This window comes from Dorea longicatena (genome assembly GCF_024168045.1).
GTDB lineage: Bacteria > Bacillota > Clostridia > Lachnospirales > Lachnospiraceae > Dorea_A.
In genome coordinates, this window is sequence record NZ_CP100126.1 from 888,985 (window position 1) to 909,061 (window position 20,077).

General features: G+C 41.9%; 13 protein-coding genes and 1 other annotated feature. Of the genes, 8 read left to right on the forward strand and 5 right to left on the reverse strand.

Annotated elements, in window-relative coordinates; all coding sequences use genetic code 11:
• The first annotated feature begins 40 nt into the window (after positions 1–40).
• Complete coding sequence (locus NKF87_RS04310; RefSeq protein ID WP_253584058.1) at positions 41–1,696, forward strand: CvpA family protein; 1,656 nt, start codon at positions 41–43, stop codon at positions 1,694–1,696.
• A gap of 47 nt (positions 1,697–1,743) precedes the next feature.
• Entirely contained in the window at positions 1,744–2,679 is a 936-nt protein-coding gene (locus NKF87_RS04315) for an AEC family transporter (RefSeq protein WP_117597104.1), read from the forward strand.
• Between the two features lie 97 nt (positions 2,680–2,776).
• Here the strand turns inward: NKF87_RS04315 and NKF87_RS04320 are convergent, their stop codons facing one another.
• A complete protein-coding gene (locus NKF87_RS04320; protein WP_117597107.1) occupies positions 2,777–4,045 on the reverse strand; it encodes a CapA family protein in 1,269 nt (422 codons plus the stop codon).
• A gap of 128 nt (positions 4,046–4,173) precedes the next feature.
• Complete coding sequence (locus NKF87_RS04325; protein ID WP_028088234.1) at positions 4,174–4,596, reverse strand: hypothetical protein; 423 nt, start codon at positions 4,594–4,596, stop codon at positions 4,174–4,176.
• Positions 4,597–4,861: 265 nt separating this feature from the next.
• Positions 4,862–5,103, forward strand: a binding site (T-box leader).
• A 90-nt stretch (positions 5,104–5,193) separates the two neighbouring features.
• Here NKF87_RS04325 and leuS point away from each other — a divergent pair.
• The 3 genes from leuS (at position 5,194) to mscL (ending at position 8,820) form a co-directional block, all read left to right on the forward strand.
• Positions 5,194–7,623, forward strand: a complete 2,430-nt coding sequence (gene leuS, locus NKF87_RS04330) for a leucine--tRNA ligase (protein WP_055281387.1) — start codon at positions 5,194–5,196, stop codon at positions 7,621–7,623.
• Positions 7,624–7,752: 129 nt separating this feature from the next.
• Complete coding sequence (locus NKF87_RS04335) at positions 7,753–8,286, forward strand: TIGR00730 family Rossman fold protein (RefSeq protein ID WP_117597112.1); 534 nt, start codon at positions 7,753–7,755, stop codon at positions 8,284–8,286.
• A 105-nt stretch (positions 8,287–8,391) separates the two neighbouring features.
• Entirely contained in the window at positions 8,392–8,820 is a 429-nt protein-coding gene (gene mscL, locus NKF87_RS04340) for a large conductance mechanosensitive channel protein MscL (protein ID WP_117597115.1), read from the forward strand.
• A 591-nt stretch (positions 8,821–9,411) separates the two neighbouring features.
• Here the strand turns inward: mscL and NKF87_RS04345 are convergent.
• A complete protein-coding gene (locus NKF87_RS04345; protein ID WP_117597118.1) occupies positions 9,412–10,104 on the reverse strand; it encodes a YkgJ family cysteine cluster protein in 693 nt (230 codons plus the stop codon).
• Between the two features lie 112 nt (positions 10,105–10,216).
• Between NKF87_RS04345 and NKF87_RS04350 the strand changes: the two genes are divergently transcribed.
• Both NKF87_RS04350 and NKF87_RS04355 read left to right on the forward strand, forming a co-directional pair.
• Positions 10,217–11,380, forward strand: a complete 1,164-nt coding sequence (locus NKF87_RS04350) for an exonuclease SbcCD subunit D (RefSeq protein ID WP_117597120.1) — start codon at positions 10,217–10,219, stop codon at positions 11,378–11,380.
• Entirely contained in the window at positions 11,381–14,542 is a 3,162-nt protein-coding gene (locus NKF87_RS04355; RefSeq protein WP_117597123.1) for an AAA family ATPase, read from the forward strand. It abuts the gene before it with no gap.
• A 110-nt stretch (positions 14,543–14,652) separates the two neighbouring features.
• Here NKF87_RS04355 and NKF87_RS04360 read toward each other — a convergent pair whose 3' ends face one another.
• Both NKF87_RS04360 and NKF87_RS04365 read right to left on the reverse strand, forming a co-directional pair.
• Positions 14,653–16,266, reverse strand: coding sequence for a CTP synthase (locus NKF87_RS04360; protein WP_055281397.1), 1,614 nt, complete (start codon positions 16,264–16,266; stop codon positions 14,653–14,655).
• Between the two features lie 66 nt (positions 16,267–16,332).
• Positions 16,333–17,826 carry a DUF1846 domain-containing protein gene (locus tag NKF87_RS04365; protein ID WP_055281400.1) on the reverse strand — a complete coding sequence of 498 codons (1,494 nt, stop codon included), beginning with the start codon at positions 17,824–17,826 and terminating at the stop codon, positions 16,333–16,335.
• Between the two features lie 183 nt (positions 17,827–18,009).
• On the opposite strand from NKF87_RS04365, the gene ftsH reads away from it, so the two are divergent.
• Positions 18,010–19,983 (forward strand): ATP-dependent zinc metalloprotease FtsH, encoded by a 1,974-nt coding sequence (gene ftsH / locus NKF87_RS04370; RefSeq protein ID WP_055281402.1) that lies wholly within the window; start codon positions 18,010–18,012, stop codon positions 19,981–19,983.
• The last annotated feature ends 94 nt before the right edge of the window (positions 19,984–20,077 follow it).

The following is a 20,077-nucleotide window of genomic DNA, read 5'->3' on the forward strand; positions in this document are numbered from 1 at the left end:
AACGTAAAGGGCAGGCTTTTTTGCATGAGAGGAGAGAAGTATGAAAGGTAAAAACAAAATGATGATCGCAGCCATTGTTGTGATCATGGCTGGAATCTATTACTATGCCGCAATTCCGGCTATCAATATTCATTCATCAGAGACATGGTTTTTCATCATGATCTTTTTGGTGATACTGGCAGTTTTGTACCTGGGAAGAAAGAAAATGAACAGGTACGAGATCAAAGAAAATAAAGTAGTAAAAGTTTTTCTTGGAGTAGTGGTGGTTCTTGGAGCGGTATACCTGCTTGGAACACTGCTGTCTTCACCGGTTGTAAATGCAAAGAAATACCAGAAACTTATGACGGTCAAAGAAGGGGAATTTGCAAAAGATGTAGAGGAACTGTCATTTGACAAGATCCCGCTTCTGGATAAAGATACGGCAGCACTTCTCGGTGACCGTAAGATGGGCAGTATGGTAGATATGGTATCCCAGTTTGAGGCAGATGACATTTACAGTCAGATTAACTACAAGGGGAATCCGGTACGTGTTACCCCGTTAAAATACGCAAATCTGATCAAATGGTTTACGAATCAGGGGGAAGGAATTCCGGCGTATATCCGGATCAATATGGCAAATCAGTCTACGGAGCTTGTAAAACTGAAACAGGGTATGAAATATACAACAAGTGATCATTTTAACCGTAATATTTACCGCCATCTGCGTTTTGCACATCCGACATACATTTACGGTGAATTGAGTTTTGAAATTGATGAAAATGGTGATCCGTACTGGATCGCTCCGGTAAAGAAATTTAACATCGGATTATTCGGTGGTGAGACGGTTGGAAAAGTTGTTATATGTAATGCAGTGACAGGAAAGACGAAGACCTATGATGTCGGAAATGTACCACAGTGGGTAGACCGTGTATATTCCGCAGACCTGCTGGTGAATCTGTTCGATTATTACGGAACATTGAAACATGGCTTCTTTAACAGTGTACTGAGTCAGAAAGACTGTCTGGAGACAACGGATGGTTATAACTATCTGGCATTAAATGATGATGTATGGATGTATACCGGAGTTACATCTGTTAACGGAGATCAGTCGAATGTTGGATTTGTTCTGGCAAATCAACGCACAATGGAGACAAAATACTACAAAGTAGAAGGTGCGACAGAATCTTCAGCCATGTCATCGGCAGAAGGACAGGTTCAGAACCTGAAATATCAGGCAACATTCCCGCTCTTATTGAATATTGCCGGTGAGCCGACCTATTTTGTCGCATTAAAAGACGATTCCGGTCTGGTGAAGAAATATGCAATGGTTAATGTCCAGAAGTATCAGATCGTTGCAATTGGTGACAGTGTCAGTCAGTGTCAGGAGAATTATAATGAATTACTGTTGAAAAATGGTGTGAAAGAACAGGAAAAGGATACGCGGAAGGAAGAAGAGGTATCCGGAAAGATCACGAAGATTGCGCAGGCTGTTCTGGATGGAAATTCTCATTATTATCTGATGCTGGAGAATTCTGACGCGATCTATGATGTATCAGTAGCAGATATCATAGATGTGATTCGATGTGAGCTGGGAGAACAGGTGACGGTAACGTATAAAGAGGATAAGGATGTCAATACAGTGACAAAGTTAAATACCGGTAAAGATGCAAAAGAAAAAACAGATTCTGATAAAGAAGAGGCAGATGCACAGGAATAATAGCTGGTGATACATTTTACCGAAAAGATATAAGGAATGAGAGAGTCATGGAGATTAGTATACTTCTCGCGGAACAGATCATAGCTATGTTTCTGACAATGGCGGTTGGATTCGGAGTGGTCAGAGCCGGACTTTTTAAGACGGAAGACAGCCGGATCATTTCAAATATGGTTGTGTATATCTGCAATCCATGTGTAGTCGTACATGCATTTCAGATTGAACTGACGGACGACAAGATAAAAGGGCTTATGATCGCGGTTGGGATGTCGGTAATTGTGCATGTGATCCTGATCGTGGGTTCGGAATTATTATCATATATAATTCATTTTAACAGCATAGAGAAGGCATCCATTATTTATACAAATGCAGGATATCTGGTGATTCCGCTGGTATCGGCGGTACTGGGCGAGGAATGGGTGTTTTATACGACGGCATTTATTCTGGTGCAGACGATATTGATGTGGACACACGGCGTAAATCTGATCGGGCAGGAGAAGAACCTGAATATTCGTAAGATTCTGTGTAATCCGAATGTAATCGCAATGATAATAGGAATTGCACTTTTTGCGCTGGAGATCCGTCTTCCGGCAGTGATCGACAGCTGTGTCAGCGGGTTTGGCGATATGATCAGTCCGGCGAGCATGATGGTGATCGGAATGGTGATTGGTGATGTAGATCTAAGGTGGGTGTTCCGGCAGAAGCGTCCGTATCTGATCTGTATGATTCGGCTGATCCTGTTCCCGTTAATTGCGGCAATTGCTTTTGCGGGACTGGAGCGGACCGGGTTACATCCGGATGCGGAGTATATTCTGATGATCGTACTGATCGCAACTGCAGCCCCGGCAGCAGCAATGGTCACACAGCTTGCACAGATTTATGAAAAAGATTCCAGATACGCCAGTGTGATCAATGTAATGTCAGTAATATGCTGTATCATTACGATGCCTTTGATGGTCCTGATTTATGAGATGTTGATTGGATAATAAAAAATAAAATAAGACAGAAAAAAAGCTTCGCAAGTATGTGCAATGCATATTCCTGCGAAGCTTTTTATATTGATAATCTGTCGATATTATAATCTTATAATCCTTCACTATACTGCGAGATCTTGTCAAGTACACGCTGCTTTGCGTCTCCGGTAAGCGGAACAGGGCAGTAGTCGTTATAGCCGCTGGAAGAAGAGATAGAACAAGGGATAATGTTTAATTTACTGCTTTTCGTTAATTTTCCTTTTTTATTAAAAGTAAATGTCTGCTGCACGATCATGCTGTCCGTATCACTTGGTGTTGAATTGCCGCCAAAGCAGAAATTACCAAGACTATAGCAGATGTATTTTCCATTATATTCTTCAATACCTTCAAGTACATGTGGGTGGTGCCCGATCACAAGATCCGCACCTTCATCGACAGCAAGATGTGCGAGAGCCTTCTGGTTTTCATCCGGTGTATACTGCTTTTCGATTCCCCAGTGGAAATTCACGATGATGACCTGTGCACCGGCTTTTTTCAGGGCTTTGATATTTTGCTTCACCTGAGATGCACGTTTTTGATGGTCTGCAAGTTCATAGATTCCGGTGACACCGACTTTTATACCTTTTATCTTTAAAATCTTGATACGGTTATAACCGAAGGAAGCAATTCCGGCATCCTCCAGTGCGGAAATCGTGTCGGTATAACTCTTCTCGCCATAATCATGACTGTGGTTGTTGGCGAGATTGGCTGCTTCAATAGAACTTCCGGAAAGGATGGAAGCATATTCGGCAGGAGCTTTAAAAGCAAAGGTTTTTGCCTCACGGGCTGTCTCGTCAGTGAGGGTTCCTTCCATATTAACAATGGACAGGTCGTCTTTTTTAAAAATGGATCTGACATGCTGGAAGAAATAATCAGCACCATGTGATTCATAGTACGCATTCAGGCTGGCAGAATAGTTGAAACTTTCATCGGTTCCAAGCGTACAGTCTCCGGTTGAGCTGATGGTAAGAGAAAGCTTGTCCGTATTGTTCTTTCCCTTTTTACTGAGTGTTACCGTTTTTAATTCTACGGTGTCTTTTTCAGAAGACTTTTTTTCGGAAGACTTCTTTTTTTGAGTGTTCTTTTTTGAAGATTTCTTTTTTTTGCTGCTTTTTTTTGCAGTCGTTTTTTTGTTTTTTGGGGAACCGGCAGTTTTGTCTGCTGAGGTTGTGACAGTAGGACCGGTGAATTTGTTTACAACAGCATGGACTGCGGCCCGGATCAGGAATAGGAATCCGATCAGGATCAGTATCATGGCAATAATCAGCAGGATACGCTGAATCTGTCTCTTGCGCCTTCTGCGTGCCCTTTTCTTTTTTGCATCTTTAATTCCGCTCATACGTTTTCTCTCCTGTACATGGCAGGATTGTCAGACCTGCCTTTTTGTTTTTTATATCTTATTGTGACATAAAACGACAGTCCATTTGTAAAATGGACTGTCGGATCATTCTGTCTCAATAAGAAAGATTAGTTCAGATATTTGCATCCTTCTGTATTTACGTCAGCAAGTTCCTCTTTGTTTGCACTGATGCTGACATAGAATTCAACTTCACATTCTTTGGAAACCTGTTTCAGGCGGTCAATAAATGCCGGAATATTATCCAGTGAGATATCAGCGTGTTTTAAGATACCATCGATAAATACATACTCGATATCGTGATTAGAACTGTACATACCATATAAAAATCCGATATATTCGTCAATGTTTGTGATTGCCGGGAAATCATCCATACAAATTGTGCGGATATCAAATGTTACACTTGCTGTATCGCGGTGTGTTTTTTTGATAAATACAACATTTCCATTGCATTTTTTCGCAGCCTCATTGGCCTGCTCGATCATCTGCTGTGTTTTTCCTGTTCCTTTCGGACCTGCTAATAAATAAACCATGGTAAACACTCTCCTTTATGTATCATATTTACTGATCTGTATCAGTAGTAATTACTTATCCTTATTATACACTAAGAAACTGGTGAGAACAACTAAAAAAATGAATTTTCTGACAATTTTTTTGGCTAAAATGTTAACTTTCCGACAGGAAAATAATTGAAAGCATGTGATGAAAAATATGAGGAATCTGCGAGGTATTTCTGTACTTTCTTGAAGACAGGTCTTGACTTATTTTAACATTCTTCATATAATAATGAAGAATATTGAAAAGACGCAGAAGAGGAGTATTAAGGGTCCGGTGTCTGATAAGAGAACTGTCGGTTGGTGCGAGACAGCAGACGAAGACTCCCAACTCACCTCAGAGTCCTTTTGCTGAACAGATTTACTGAAGATCACATAGGCAGAAGCGGGTGCTTCCCGTTATAGAAGAAAAATGAGTGCATCTGGCAGGTAATGTCGGGTGAAGAAGAGTGGTACCACGGAATATAAGCCTTTTTCGTCTCTTATAATGAGATGAACAGGCTTTTTTATTTTTATTATAGGATGTGTATTCCTGTAATAAAATCAGTTACCATATAAAAACAGGAGGACAAAAAAATGTCAAAGATCCCTTATAATCATAAGGCAATTGAAAAAAAGTGGCGTGAAAAATGGGAAGAAAACCCGGTAAACGTCCAGTTTGATGAAGATGGAAATAAGAAAGAAAAATATTACTGTCTGGATATGTTCCCGTATCCATCAGGAAATGGACTTCATGTAGGTCACTGGAGAGGATATGTAATCTCTGATGTATGGAGCCGCTATAAATTACAGCAGGGTTATTACATCATTCATCCAATGGGATGGGATGCATTCGGACTTCCGGCTGAGAACTACGCAATTAAGATGGGCGTTCACCCGGAGATCTCAACAGCTGCCAATATTAAGAATATCAAACGTCAGATCAATGAGATCGCAGCTCTCTACGACTGGGACAGAGAAGTAAATACAACAGATCCGAACTTCTACAAATGGACACAGTGGATCTTCGTTAAGATGTTCAAAGAAGGACTTGCATACGAGAAAGAATTCCCAATCAACTGGTGCCCTTCATGTAAGACAGGACTTGCTAACGAAGAAGTGGTTGGCGGAAAATGTGAACGTTGCGGTGCTGAGGTTACAAAGAAGAACCTTCGTCAGTGGATGTTAAAGATTACAAAATACGCAGACAGACTGTTGAATGATCTGGATAAGCTGGACTGGCCGGAGAAGGTTAAGAAGATGCAGGCTGACTGGATCGGAAAGTCTTACGGAGCAGAGGTTGATTTCCCTGTAGAAGGAAGAGACGAGAAGATTACTGTTTACACAACAAGACCGGATACTTTATACGGAGCAACATTTATGGTTCTGGCACCGGAGCATGAACTGGCTAAGAGCCTTGCAAATGACGAGACAAGAGAAGCAGTAGAACAGTACATTTATGATGCTTCTATGAAGTCGAATGTAGATCGTATGCAGGATAAGGAAAAGACAGGTGTATTCACAGGTAGCTATGCAATCAATCCAATCAACGGGGCGAAAGTTCCAATCTGGCTGTCTGATTATGTACTTGCTGACTATGGTACAGGAGCAATTATGTGTGTACCGGCTCATGATGACCGTGACTTTGAATTTGCTACAAAGTTCAATATTCCGATCATCCAGGTAATTGCAAAAGACGGAAAAGAGATTGAGAATATGACAGAGGCTTACACAGACGCTGTTGGAACAATGATCAATTCCGGAGAATGGAATGGACAGGAATCTTCTGTACTGAAGAAAGAAGCTCCGCATATGATCGAAGAGCGTGGAATCGGACGCGCAACAGTGAACTTCAAACTGCGTGACTGGGTATTCTCACGTCAGAGATACTGGGGAGAGCCAATCCCGATCGTACATTGTCCGAAATGTGGAAATGTACCGGTGCCGGAAGAAGAACTTCCACTCCGTCTGCCGGAAGTAGAATCTTACGAACCTACAGGAACTGGAGAATCCCCGCTTGCTGCAATTGATGAGTGGGTAAACTGCAAATGCCCTCAGTGTGGAGCTGATGCGAAGAGAGAGACAAACACAATGCCGCAGTGGGCAGGATCTTCATGGTACTTCCTGCGTTACGTAGATAACCACAATGATAAAGAACTGGTATCAAGAGAAAAAGCAGATGAGATGCTTCCTGTAGATATGTATATCGGAGGAGTAGAACATGCAGTTCTTCACCTTCTGTACTCACGTTTCTACACCAAGTTCTTATATGATATCGGGGTAGTAGATTTTGATGAGCCATTCCACAAACTGTTCAATCAGGGAATGATCACTGGTAAGAATGGTATCAAGATGAGTAAGTCAAAAGGAAATGTCGTATCACCGGACGATCTGGTAAGAGACTATGGATGTGACTCTTTAAGAATGTATGAACTCTTCGTTGGACCACCGGAGTTAGATGCTGAGTGGGATGACAGAGGAATCGACGGAGTAAACCGTTTCCTGAAACGTGTATGGAACCTTGTTATGGACAGCAAAGATGCAGACATTACAGCTACAAAAGAGATGATCAAAGAGCGTCATAAACTGATATACGATGTAACAACACGTCTGGAAAGCTTCAGCCTGAATACGGTAATCTCAGCATTCATGGAACACAATAACAAACTGATCGAGATTGCCAAGAAAGAGGGCGGAATCGATAAAGAGACATTGTCTACAATGGCAGTACTCCTGTCTCCATTCGCGCCACATGTTGCGGAAGAACTGTGGGAAGAACTGGGACACACAGAGAGCGTATTCAAAGCCGGATGGCCAAAATACGATGAGCACGCCATGAAAGACGATGAGATCAAAGTTCCGGTACAGATCAACGGAAAGACAAAAGCAGTTATTGAAATCTCAGCAGATGCATCAAAAGAAGAAGCACTTGCAGCAGGTAAAGAAGCAATTGCTGATAAGCTGACAGGAAATGTGATCAAAGAGATCTATGTTCCGAAGAAGATCATTAATATTGTGATGAAATAAGAAATCTATATAGAATTATAATGAATGGAAAAGAGGGTTGCCGGGAAGAGAACGGGTGATCCTCTTTTCATCCATATGCATCAGACATTATTCGAAAGATAATAGAAGATTTACAAGGAGAAGTATAAAATGAATATTACAGTATACCTTGGAGCAAATGAAGGAAATGATCCATTTTTAAAAGAAACAGTGCGCGAGTTGGGAGCGTGGATCGGAACAAACGGAAATACTCTTGTATATGGCGGTTCAAAATCCGGTCTGATGGGAGAACTTGCAGAAAGTGTATTACAGGCCGGTGGTAAAGTGATCGGGGTAGAGCCACAGTTTTTTATTGATGCAGGATTTGTGTATGACGAGATTACGGAACTGATCACGACGAAAGATATGTCGGAAAGAAAGGCAAAGATGATAGAACTTGGAGAGGCGTTCATTGCATTTCCGGGAGGAACGGGAACACTGGAAGAGATCACGGAGGTGATGTCTAAAGTATCGTTAAAACATTTGGATGCGCCATGTATTCTTTATAATCTGAACGGATATTACGACAGTCTGAAGCAGCTTCTGGAGCATATGATCGAGATGGATCTTTCTTCTGCGGAAAAGCAGGAGGGAATATATTTTGCGGAGGATCTGGAAGAAATCCAGCGGATTCTGGACAAATAAAGTGATATAGAAGAAAGCATTGACCATTGAATTGCAAAGATGGTAAGATGAAAAAAGAAGATATATCAAAAATGAGAGACAAATGAGGAAAGGATAAAGCGCACTATGAAAAAATTCATGAATGAATTCAAAGAATTTATCAGCCGTGGTAATGTCATGGACATGGCAGTAGGTATCATTATCGGAGGTGCATTTACAAGTATTGTATCATCCCTGGTAGATGATATCATTAATCCAATTCTTGGATTGTTCGGAGGAATGAACTTTGATCAGTTGAAAGTGAATCTTCTGGGAGAAGTTACACTGAATTATGGCAAATTCATTTCTACAGTCATTAATTTCCTGATCATGGCTTTGATTGTATTCATTATGATGAAAGTTATGAACGGATTTGCAGAAAAACTGAAACACACAGAGGAAGAAGTCGAAGAAAAGACAACAAAAGAATGCCCGTTTTGCAAGAGTGAGATTGCAATTACGGCAACCAGATGTCCACATTGTACCTCAAAGTTGGAAGGGGATATTGGGATTTAATTTATGAACGGGGAAGCGGCCTCTCAGTCCTTGAAGGAAACAATAGATAAGGCTTCTTGTTCAGGTTCCATACCATAAGAAACATTAAGAGAGTCAGAATCACCTAAAAGCAAAGGAACTACGCTCAAACTCGGCGTTCGCCTCAAACACGTTCGCTTCGTTCCTTTAACGGTGCTTCTGACTCTCTAATTGTTTCTAACGGCATTCCACATTCACAATAATCCTTATCTATTGTTTCCTTCAAGTCGTGACTGGCAGCGAATGTTAATAAATAAAATGCCCGGAAGTGTAACCCGGTGGAAGCCACAACCGTTACGCAATTGCCATTTCATTCGTAAGGCATTCGACACCCACGGAATAAAAAGTAGGAAGCCGTTCCAGTGAATGTGAAGAAGGTGTTGGAAATAGTTAAGCGTCAAAATTATGCGTTGGGTTTTCGAAATTTGCCTGTTTGAGCCGAATGGCTAGTTGCAAATTTCGGAAGCCCGTTTTTAGCATAATTTTGACGCTTTAGTATTTCCCGCCGACGGAACCTGAACAGGAACGGCTTCCTACTTTTTATGCAGGTCCGGGTCGTCGTGCCTTTCTGAATTAAATCCCAAGCGATTGAGTAAAAAGCTGCGACTTCTCCAGCCTCTCATAAAATTCCTCATAAAAATTCCCATCTTCCCCATAAGGCGTCAGATAAAATTGTGTCAGCACATGCATACTGATTGTTCTGGCAGTTGAATCAGAATTTGAAGAAGAATCAGAAGTAAGATTCATAACGTATTTCTGAAGCCCTTTCAGAAAGAAATGCCAGTCAGCAATATATTTCTCGTAGGTTTTCAGATTCGGTGTATCCAGCCATTTTTTGATCTTTACTTTAGAACGATCCGTTTTCGGACATTCATGTACCTGTAAGAAATATTGGAAAGAATGGTTTTCATAAAAACGTCCCAGAGGGAACATGCGGCAGATTCCGGGACGGAATGCATGAACCGTACACCGTCCGTCCGCATCAAGGAAAGAACAGGCCTCTTTGGTTCCGGTCATCTTCAGATTCGGAAGAATGATCCCGTCTGCCACATTCAGTTCCAGCGGACCGGCCAGGAGTTCATTCACTGGTTTTGACAGATTGATGGAAAGCCGGTACACATCCAGTGGATCAAGGATGATGGAACTTCCCATACCGTGACAGCAGGCGGAGCAACCGTCACAGCCTTTGCAGTCAGTCCTGGCCATATCGTTGCTGCTGTATAATTTCCCATCGGATATTTCATCCAGATTAATCTCTCTTAACATACTCATTACCTCATATCTGTGATTATAGTTTTTTGTATAGTCTTGTTAGATAAGTTGATTATAGTGTAATATAGAGAAAGATGCAAATAAAATAGAAGGGATGTGGACAGGTATGAAATTTTTCCATTTATCGGATCTGCATATCGGAAAGCAGCTTCATCGTTATAATTTAAAAGAAGATCAGCAGGTGATCTTAAAAGAGGTCATTGCCTATGCAAAAGAATTGCGTCCGGATGCAATTGTGATTGCCGGGGATATTTATGATAAGTCAGTTCCATCAGCGGAAGCAGTGACTATATTTGATGAGTTCCTGACGGAACTTTCAGAGATCACACCGGCAATTCCGATTCTGATCATCAGCGGAAATCATGATTCACCTGATCGTCTGAATTATGCTTCAGAGATTTTGAGACGGCATCATATTTATCTTGTGGGGAATGTTCCGGAGCAGCCGGAAGAGCATATTGAAAAAGTAACATTGCAGGATACATATGGAGAGGTAGATTTTTATCTGTTGCCATTTATGAAACCTGGATATGTAAGAAATGTTTTTGTTAACAATGTCCCAGAGACATATGCAGATGCTGTGAGAGAAATCATTAAACGAGAAGAGATAGATTATAATAATAAAAGAAATGTATTAGTTTCCCATCAGTTTTATGTAGGAGAAAAGGAAGGAAGTCCGGAAACCTGTGATTCGGAAGTATTTTCCGTAGGAGGGATTGATAATGTAGATATCGGGGCAGTGAAAGAATTTGATTATGTGGCGCTTGGACATCTTCATGGGGCACAGTACGTCAGCAGGCCAAAAATCCGGTATTGCGGTACGCTTTTGAAGTATTCTGTCAGTGAGAGCACGCAGACCAAAAGTCTTACTGTGGTGACTTTAAAAGAAAAAGGGGAGAAGCCGGAAATTGCATGCTATCCGCTGCATCCGCTCAGAGATGTCAGGAAGAAAAAAGGAACGCTGGAAGAAATTATAAAAGAAGCCGGTGAAGAAGAAAAAGAGGATTATATCAGTATTACGCTGACAGATGAGATCGATCCATATAAACCGAAAGAGCAGCTGGAACGGGTATTTTCCCATATATTAGAGATCCGGGTAGATAATCAGAGAACAAGAACCAAATTAAAAGAAATGGATGAAGAACTTGTTATGAAGGATCCGTTTACCTCTTTTTGTGAATTCTATAAGGAGATGCAGGGAAGAGAGATGAATACGCAGGAGGAGACAATCATGAAAGAAATCTTTGACAATGTGAAGGGAGTGGAGTAGATGAGACCGGTTAAGCTTATTATGTCAGCGTTCGGATCATATGCCGGCAGAACAGAGATTGATTTTACAGAGATTCCCAATGGACTGTTTCTGATCACAGGAGATACAGGTGCAGGTAAGACTACGATCTTTGATGCAATCACATATGCGTTGTATGACAGGACCAGCGGCGGCACCAGAGATGGAAATATGATGCGGAGCCAGTATGCGGATGAAGGAACGGATACTTATGTTGAGTACACGTTTATATATCAAAAGAAACAATATAAGATACTAAGAAATCCGGAATATATGCGCCTGGGAAAAAGAAAATATGCAGACGGGTCACTGAGATATGTGAAGGAGACCCCAAAGGTAGAACTGACACTGCCGGATGGAAGTGTATTCAAAGGAAAGAAGAGAGAGACGGATCAGAAGATCGTAGAAATTACAGGGCTGGATGCAGATCAGTTTACCCAGATTTCCATGATTGCACAGGGAGAATTTCTGAAGCTTCTGCTGGCTGAATCAAAAGAACGGAAAAAGATATTTTCCAGAATATTTCAGACACGCTTTTATTACAGAATACAGGAAGAATTGAAGAAACAGGCAGTACAGTTATATGTCAAACTGGAACAGAATCTGCAGGAAATGAAGCTTGAGATGGCCAGGACAGAGTATCCGGTGTGTGAGAACGGAAAAGAAACGGAGCTCAGCAGAAAATGGAAAGAAGTATCCGGACAGGATATTCCGGACAGAGACAGAATATCGGAGATACTAAAAGAAATCATCGGACAGGGAAGCCGATTGGAAAAGGCCTGCAAAAAAGAAGCAGACGGGGCACAGGTGCTTCTGGAAGATAAGAACCGTCTTCTGAAGGAAGCAGAACTTCTAGATCAGCTCTTTGATTCGTATGGACAGGTACTGAGCCATCTGAAAGAAAAAACAGCGGAAAAGGCAAAATATGAGCTTATGAAGGAGCAGATACAGTCCGGTAAGAGTGCAGAACGTGTCAGAACAGAGGAAAAGAGATATCTGGAAGAAGAAAAAAGGCTGACAGAGTTAAAAACACAGGATCATAGTCTTCAAAAGAAATTACAGGAATGCAGACAATTGTTGCAGGAACTTACAGAAGATCAGAAAGAGGCTGTGAAAGAAAAGACAGAAAAAGAGATTGTACTGACCGAGAAAAAAGTGCGGATACAGGATGCAATTTTGCAATATGAGAGTATTAATAAAAAGCAGGAAACTTTGAATAAACTTGCAGAAGAAATAAAAAAATATTTAAATCATGCAAGAATAATAAAAGAAAAGAATGAAATCCTGCAGAATAAGAGCGAAGAAATAATTGAATTTCTAAAGCAACATGAAGATGTTGAGATATGCATAAATGAATGCAGAAATAAAAAACAACAGACAGAAGAAAAAATGCGGCAATATAAGGAACTGGACAGACAGGAAAACAGAAAAGAACAATTAAAGGAAGACTGCGAAAGAGCAAAGAAAGAAGCTGAATGTGAACAGAAGAATTATGAACATGCATGGGCGGAATATGAAATGAAGTATCAGAAGTTTCTGAAAGAACAGGCGGGAATACTGGCTTTGACACTGGAAGCAGGACAGCCTTGTCCGGTCTGTGGTTCCAGAGACCATCCTCAGATTACATTATTGAGTGACGAAGCACCGACACAGGCAGAAGTAGAATCTGCAAAGGAGGAAAGAGACAGGAAAGAAAAAACAAGAGATATAAAAGTCGCTGCATTCCGGGAATGTCTTGCAGGATACCAGGCAGCACAGGAAATCTGCCAGACGCTTCAAATGAACATAAAAGATGCGCCGGAAGACGGAGTTAAGACTAACTGGAAAAAGATTATGCAAAATCTGGGACAGACGTTTGCAGAAACAGAAGAACAATTAAAACAACTGGAACAGATTTCCGAAAAATGCAAAGCATTAAAGAAGAATCAGGAACAGATTGCGGAGCAGTCGGTGGAACTGGAAAGAAAAGAATGGGAAACGGACCAATGCCTGACGGAATCAAAGCTGGTATATACAAAAGTACAGGCTGAATATCAGACTGCGAAGGAGAAACTGCCATATGAGACCATAGAAGAAGCAGAAAAACATCTGGCACAGACAGTAGGAGCTTTGGAGCAGTTGAGAAAGAATTATGAGACAGTGACCAGACGTCTGACAGAAATGCAAAATAAAGAAAAGGAACTGGAAGGACGTAGTAAGACCGTGAAGACATCTGCTTTACAATCTCAGAAAGAAGCAGAGAAAAAGAAACTCCGTTATGAGCAGGTAATGAAGGCACAGGGATTTGCGGATGAGGAGAGTTATCATAGGAAATGCATGAAGGAGACGGAACTGGAAGAAGCAGAACGGTGGACAGAAGCATATCAGAGAGAACTTCAGGAACTGGAAGCAAACAGAAAATTACTGGAACAGCAATTGAAGGGGAAAGAAAGGAAAGATATAGCGCAGATCAAACAGGAAATGAAAGAAGCATCTGAAGTGCTGGAGCAGATCCGCAGGGAATATATGAGGCTTCATAATATCAATGAAAAGAATAGAGAAATCAGGGATAATCTGAGACGCAATTTTGAGAAGAACAGTGGACTGCAGAACCAGTATGAAATCATTGGTAATCTGAGTAAGACGGCGAATGGAAATCTGAGTGGAAGTGCAAAACTGGACTTCGAGACTTATATCCAGAGGCAATATTTTCGGCAGATCATACGTGCCGCAAATAAGAGGCTGATCCGTATGACATCCGGCGAATTCATTCTGCAATGCAGAGATGTTGAAAAGCTGGGAAGCCAGGGACAGGCCGGACTGGAACTGGATGTGTATCATATGGCAACAGATACGATCAGAGATGTCAAAACCTTATCCGGCGGAGAATCTTTTATGGCAGCGCTGTCTATGGCATTGGGACTTTCTGATATAGTGCAGAATACAGCAGGTGCGATCCATCTGGATACGATGTTTATAGATGAAGGGTTCGGATCTCTGGATGATGCATCGAGAGATCAGGCAATTCGTGTACTGAATGATCTTGCGGATAAAGACAGACTGGTGGGAATTATTTCACATGTAAATGAACTGAAAGAACAGATCGATCATAAGCTTGTAGTGAAAAAGACGGAAAAGGGAAGTTCTGTAAGCTGGTCGGTATAAGGACGGAAAATCTGTTATCGGATCCGTTATATACAGAGATAAAAACAGGGAAGGTGTTGCATGATACGCAAGCGTTAGCAACAGCTTCCCTGTTTTTATTCGTTTAATAGTTATTTATGTTCTTCCTGATATTTCAGAGAAGCTTCGATAAATCCTCTGAACAATGGATGCGGTCTGTTCGGTCTTGATTTTAATTCCGGATGTGCCTGTGTGGCGATGAACCAAGGATGTTCAGGAATTTCAATCATTTCAACAATCCTTCCGTCCGGTGAGAGACCGGAGAGCTTCATGCCGTGAGAAGTAAGAGCCTCGCGGTAGTCATTATTGACCTCGTAACGATGACGGTGGCGCTCACTGATCTGATCTGTTCCGTACATTTCGTAAGCTTTGGATGTCTTATCAAGTACACAAGGATAAGCCCCAAGTCTTAAAGTTCCGCCGATATCTTCAATGCCAATCTGCTCTGGCATGATATGGATGACCGGATGAGTGGTGTTTGGATCAAGTTCTGCACTGTGAGCATCATTGTAACCGATGACATCTCTTGCAAATTCTACGATAGAAAGCTGCATTCCGAGGCAGAGACCTAAGAACGGTATATTGTGTGTACGTGCATATTTGATCGCCTCGATCTTTCCTTCGATACCACGGTTACCGAATCCGCCGGGAACCAGGATACCACTTACGTCACTAAATAATTCCTCGGCATTATCGGCAGTAACGGTTTCTGAATCGATCCATTTGATATTTACAGTAGCACGGCTGAAGATTCCACCGTGTTTTAATGCTTCTACAACACTGATGTAAGCATCATGAAGCTGAATATATTTACCAACCAAAGCAACTGTGACTTCGGTGGTTGGATTCTTAAGGTAGTCGACCATTTCTGTCCAGTCTTTTAAATCCGGTTCCGGGCAGTCGAGGTGGAGACATTCACATACAACACCTGCAAGATTCTCTTCTTCCATTGCAAGAGGAGCTTCATACAGATATTCTACATCCAGATTCTGCAGTACATGATTAGACGGTACATTACAGAATAATGCGATTTTGTCTTTCAGTCCGACACCGAGTGGATATTCGGAACGGCATACCAGAATATCCGGCTGGATTCCCATTCCCTGAAGATCTTTAACGCTTGCCTGGGTAGGTTTTGTCTTCATTTCCTGAGAAGCCTTCAGATATGGAATCAGTGTGACATGAATCAGGATAACATTTTCACGTCCTTTTTCATGCTGGAACTGACGAATGGCTTCCAGGAAAGGCTGACTTTCGATGTCACCAACGGTTCCGCCGACTTCAATAATGGCAATTTCCGTATTCTCAGCGGCTGGATTGCGATAAAAACGGGATTTGATTTCATTTGTAATATGTGGGATAACCTGAACCGTTCCTCCGCCAAAATCTCCACGGCGTTCCTTCTGAAGAACAGACCAGTAAATCTTACCGGTTGTTACGTTGGAATTCTTGCTCAGACTTTCATCGATGAATCTTTCATAATGTCCAAGGTCAAGGTCGGTCTCAGCACCATCATCAGTTACAAATACTTCACCATGCTGTACAGGGTTCATAGTACCAGGGTCAATGTTGATGTACGGATCGAATTTCTGCATTGTAACTGTGTAACCACGAGCTTTCAGCAGACGTCCGAGAGATGCGGCTGTAATCCCCTTACCTAATCCAGATACTACACCGCCTGTAACGAATACGTATTTTACTGCCATAACTTCCTCCTTAAGTCAAAATTAGTTTCTCTGTTATATAAAGTGTTCAAAAAAAATACTTTAAGATTATACACCTTTGTTATTAAAAAATACAGAGTTTTTTTCATATTTTGCTTCAAAAGTTGCCTGAATAGACAGCAGTTTGAATTGTTTGATGTCTACAGACCCCGGCATAACAGATACATGAGCCTGACAGCCTTTTAATTTAGGAAGCTGTTCCATCGCAAGTTTTGCATCTTCACTGGTAGCAGCACTTACAGAAAGGGCAATCAGAACTTCATCGGTATGAAGGCGTGGATTGCGGCTTCCCAGATATTTTGTTTTCAGACTCTGGATTGGTTCGATCGCCTGTGGAGAGATGATCTTGATCTCATGTCCGATACCTGCAAGTTCTTTTAATGCATTCAAAAGAAGAGCAGAGCATGCGCCAAGAAGATCCGATGTCTTGCCTGTCACGATCGAGCCGTCTGGGAGTTCCAGTGCAGCTGCAGGCCCGCCTGTACGCTCGGATTCGGTGAGAGCCGCATCGACTACCGGACGGTCATGAACGGTAATATCTGCCTGGTTCATTAACATTTCTAATTTATAAGTTTCTTCTTCAGAGCATGCGCCGAGAAGAAGTCTTCTCCTGGACGCATAGTATCTGCGGATGATTTCCTGACAGGAAGCGTTTCTACACGCGTCATCATTGCAGATACAGTTGCCAGCCATATTTACCCCCATATCTGTTGGGGATTTGTAAGGACTTTCTCCGTAGATGCGCTGGAACATGGCATTTAATACAGGGAAAATCTCTACATCACGGTTATAGTTGATCGTTGTCTCACCATAGGCTTCCAGGTGGAACGGATCTATCATATTAATATCATTCAGGTCGGCCGTAGCTGCCTCGTAAGCCAGGTTGACCGGATGTTTTAACGGAATATTCCAGATTGGAAATGTCTCAAATTTGGCGTAACCTGCTTTGATTCCGTGCTTGTGTTCATGATATAATTGTGACAGGCAGACAGCCATCTTTCCACTTCCAGGTCCCGGAGCAGTCACAACGACCAGAGGACGGCTTGTTTCTATATAATCATTTTTTCCGTAACCATCGTCACTTACGATAAAAGGTACATTTGTCGGATATCCGGGAATCAGGTAGTGACGGTACACTTTGATGCCAAGCTTTTCCAGACGATTTTTGAATAATTCGGCACTTTCCTGTGCGTTATATTTGGTAATAACGACACTTCCGACATAGAGCCCAAGTCCCTGATAGATATGCATCAGGCGGAGTACATCGGAATCATACGTGATACCAAGGTCACCACGGATCTTATTCTTTTCAATATCTTCAGCGCTGATGACGATGACGATTTCGGCCTGATCGGACAGCTCGCATAACATACGGAGTTTGCTGTCAGGCTGGAATCCAGGAAGAACTCTGGAGGCATGGAAATCATCAAAAAGTTTGCCTCCGAATTCTAGATACAGTTTGTTGTCAAATTGTCCGATACGTTCACGGATATGTTCAGACTGCATCTTCAGGTATTTTTCATTATCGAATCCAATTTTCATAAGTACATTCCCTCATCTAAAATATATTTGATTTTTTATAGTGGAAAATCTGCCGGAATCGGCATAAGCATTTTCATTTCAAGTATACTACAACACATAGGAAGTTTACAATCTTTTCATAATGTTTTTATTGATTTCTAACATAGTGGTCTTTATAATAATTAGTTATACAGGAGGATTAAAATGGACAACCAAAATAATAAGAATAACAAGAATAATAAACAAGGTATTTCGTTTATTTTATTGGTCACAGTTATTACATCGATTCTTGTGGTTGCACTGTTCCAGTTTCAGGGAATGACCTCTGCAAAAGAGATTACTTATAATAAATTCCTGAAGATGGTAGATGACGGCAAGGTCAAAAAAGTAGAGATTCAGAGTGATAAGATCATGATTGTCACGAAGAAGGATAAGGACAGTGGAATTTCACAGGAATATTATACCGGAGTTGTGAATGATGACGAACTGACCAACCGTCTGGAAAAAGCCGGTGTAGAATTTAATCAGGAGATTCCGGATACCACATCCGCGGTAGCAATGAACGTTATCTTAACATTCCTGCCAATCGCATTCTTTGTCGGAATGATCGTCTGGATGACAAAGCGTATGTCAAAAGGCGGCGGCATGATGGGAATCGGTAAGAGCAATGCCAAGATGTATGTAGAGAAGCAGACAGGTGTGACATTTAAAGATGTGGCCGGTCAGGATGAAGCAAAAGAGTCCTTACAGGAAGTAGTAGATTTTCTGCATAATCCCGGGAAATATACGAGTGTCGGTGCAAAGCTTCCGAAGGGAGCGTTGTTAGTCGGTCCTCCGGGAACCGGTAAGACACTTTTGGCGAAAGCAGTAGCCGGTGAAGCAAAGGTACCATTCTTCTCACTGAGCGGTTCAGCATTTGTGGAAATGTATGTCGGGGTAGGAGCATCCAGGGTACGTGATCTGTTTAAACAGGCTCAGCAGATGGCACCATGTATCATTTTCATTGATGAGATTGATGCAATCGGTAAGAGCCGTGACAATCAGATGGGCGGCAACGATGAGCGTGAACAGACACTGAACCAGCTTCTTGCGGAGATGGATGGATTTGAAAGCAATAAAGGACTGGTGCTTCTTGCAGCAACCAACAGACCGGAGATCCTGGATCCTGCGTTATTGAGACCAGGACGTTTTGACAGACGAATCATCGTGGAAAAACCAGATCTGAAAGGACGTGTAGAGGTCCTGAAGGTACATTCTAAAGATGTAAAGATGGATGAGACTGTTAATCTGGAAGAGATTGCACTGGCAACTTCAGGAGCAGTTGGTTCCGATCTCGCCAATATGATCAATGAGGCAGCAATCAATGCAGTAAAACATGGAAGAAATGCAGTGTGTCAGTCAGACTTATTTGAAGCAGTAGAAGTAGTACTTGTAGGAAAAGAGAAGAAAGACCGGATTATGAGTCAGGAAGAACGGAGAATCGTTTCCTACCATGAAGTCGGACATGCGCTGGTAAGCGCATTGCAGAAAGATGCGGAACCGGTACAGAAGATTACGATTGTTCCACGTACGATGGGAGCACTTGGTTATGTTATGCAGACTCCGGAGGAAGAAAAATTCCTGAATACGAAGAAGGAACTTCAGGCGATGTTAGTCGGATTGCTTGCAGGACGTGCCGCAGAAGAAGTGGTATTTGATACGGTTACAACGGGAGCTTCCAATGATATCGAGAAAGCAACAAGCGTTGCAAGAGCCATGATCACACAGTATGGTATGAGTGAGAAGTTCGGACTGATCGGTCTGGAATCCATTCAGAACCGTTATCTGGACGGACGTCCGGTCAGCAACTGTGGACAGCAGACAGCATCCGAGATTGATGAAGAAGTCATGAAGATGCTGAAAGATGCCTATGAAGAAGCAAAACAACTGCTGAGAGATCACAGACAGTCACTGGATAGGATTGCGGCATTCCTGATCGAAAAAGAGACGATCACCGGAAAAGAATTTATGGAAATCTTCCATGAAGTAGAAGGAATTGATCCGGATGCACCGAAGAAGGAAGAAGCAAGAATCGGTATGAATCCGGTAGAAGGTGAAGGGTTTGTTATGAAATCTGCAGATGATACAGCCGAAGAACCTGTTGAAGCAATAAAGGAAGTTGTCTGCGAAGAAGAATAAGTATAAAGAGAATAGATATACGAGGAAAGATACAGGGTAAAGTTTGAGAAGGCCCTGTATCTTTTTTCTTTTCAATTATATCTGCCTGGTATAT

Excerpts from the sequence above, each read along its gene's own strand:
- NKF87_RS04310 (WP_253584058.1), top strand. The coding sequence starts at position 41 with ATGAAAGGTAAAAACAAAATGATGATCGCAGCCATTGTTGTGATCATG.
- NKF87_RS04315 (WP_117597104.1), top strand. The coding sequence starts at position 1,744 with ATGGAGATTAGTATACTTCTCGCGGAACAGATCATAGCTATGTTTCTG.
- NKF87_RS04320 (WP_117597107.1), bottom strand. The coding sequence starts at position 4,045 with ATGAGCGGAATTAAAGATGCAAAAAAGAAAAGGGCACGCAGAAGGCGC.
- NKF87_RS04325 (WP_028088234.1), bottom strand. The coding sequence starts at position 4,596 with ATGGTTTATTTATTAGCAGGTCCGAAAGGAACAGGAAAAACACAGCAG.
- leuS (WP_055281387.1), top strand. The coding sequence starts at position 5,194 with ATGTCAAAGATCCCTTATAATCATAAGGCAATTGAAAAAAAGTGGCGT.
- NKF87_RS04335 (WP_117597112.1), top strand. The coding sequence starts at position 7,753 with ATGAATATTACAGTATACCTTGGAGCAAATGAAGGAAATGATCCATTT.
- mscL (WP_117597115.1), top strand. The coding sequence starts at position 8,392 with ATGAAAAAATTCATGAATGAATTCAAAGAATTTATCAGCCGTGGTAAT.
- NKF87_RS04345 (WP_117597118.1), bottom strand. The coding sequence starts at position 10,104 with ATGTTAAGAGAGATTAATCTGGATGAAATATCCGATGGGAAATTATAC.
- NKF87_RS04350 (WP_117597120.1), top strand. The coding sequence starts at position 10,217 with ATGAAATTTTTCCATTTATCGGATCTGCATATCGGAAAGCAGCTTCAT.
- NKF87_RS04355 (WP_117597123.1), top strand. The coding sequence starts at position 11,381 with ATGAGACCGGTTAAGCTTATTATGTCAGCGTTCGGATCATATGCCGGC.
- NKF87_RS04360 (WP_055281397.1), bottom strand. The coding sequence starts at position 16,266 with ATGGCAGTAAAATACGTATTCGTTACAGGCGGTGTAGTATCTGGATTA.
- NKF87_RS04365 (WP_055281400.1), bottom strand. The coding sequence starts at position 17,826 with ATGAAAATTGGATTCGATAATGAAAAATACCTGAAGATGCAGTCTGAA.
- ftsH (WP_055281402.1), top strand. The coding sequence starts at position 18,010 with ATGGACAACCAAAATAATAAGAATAACAAGAATAATAAACAAGGTATT.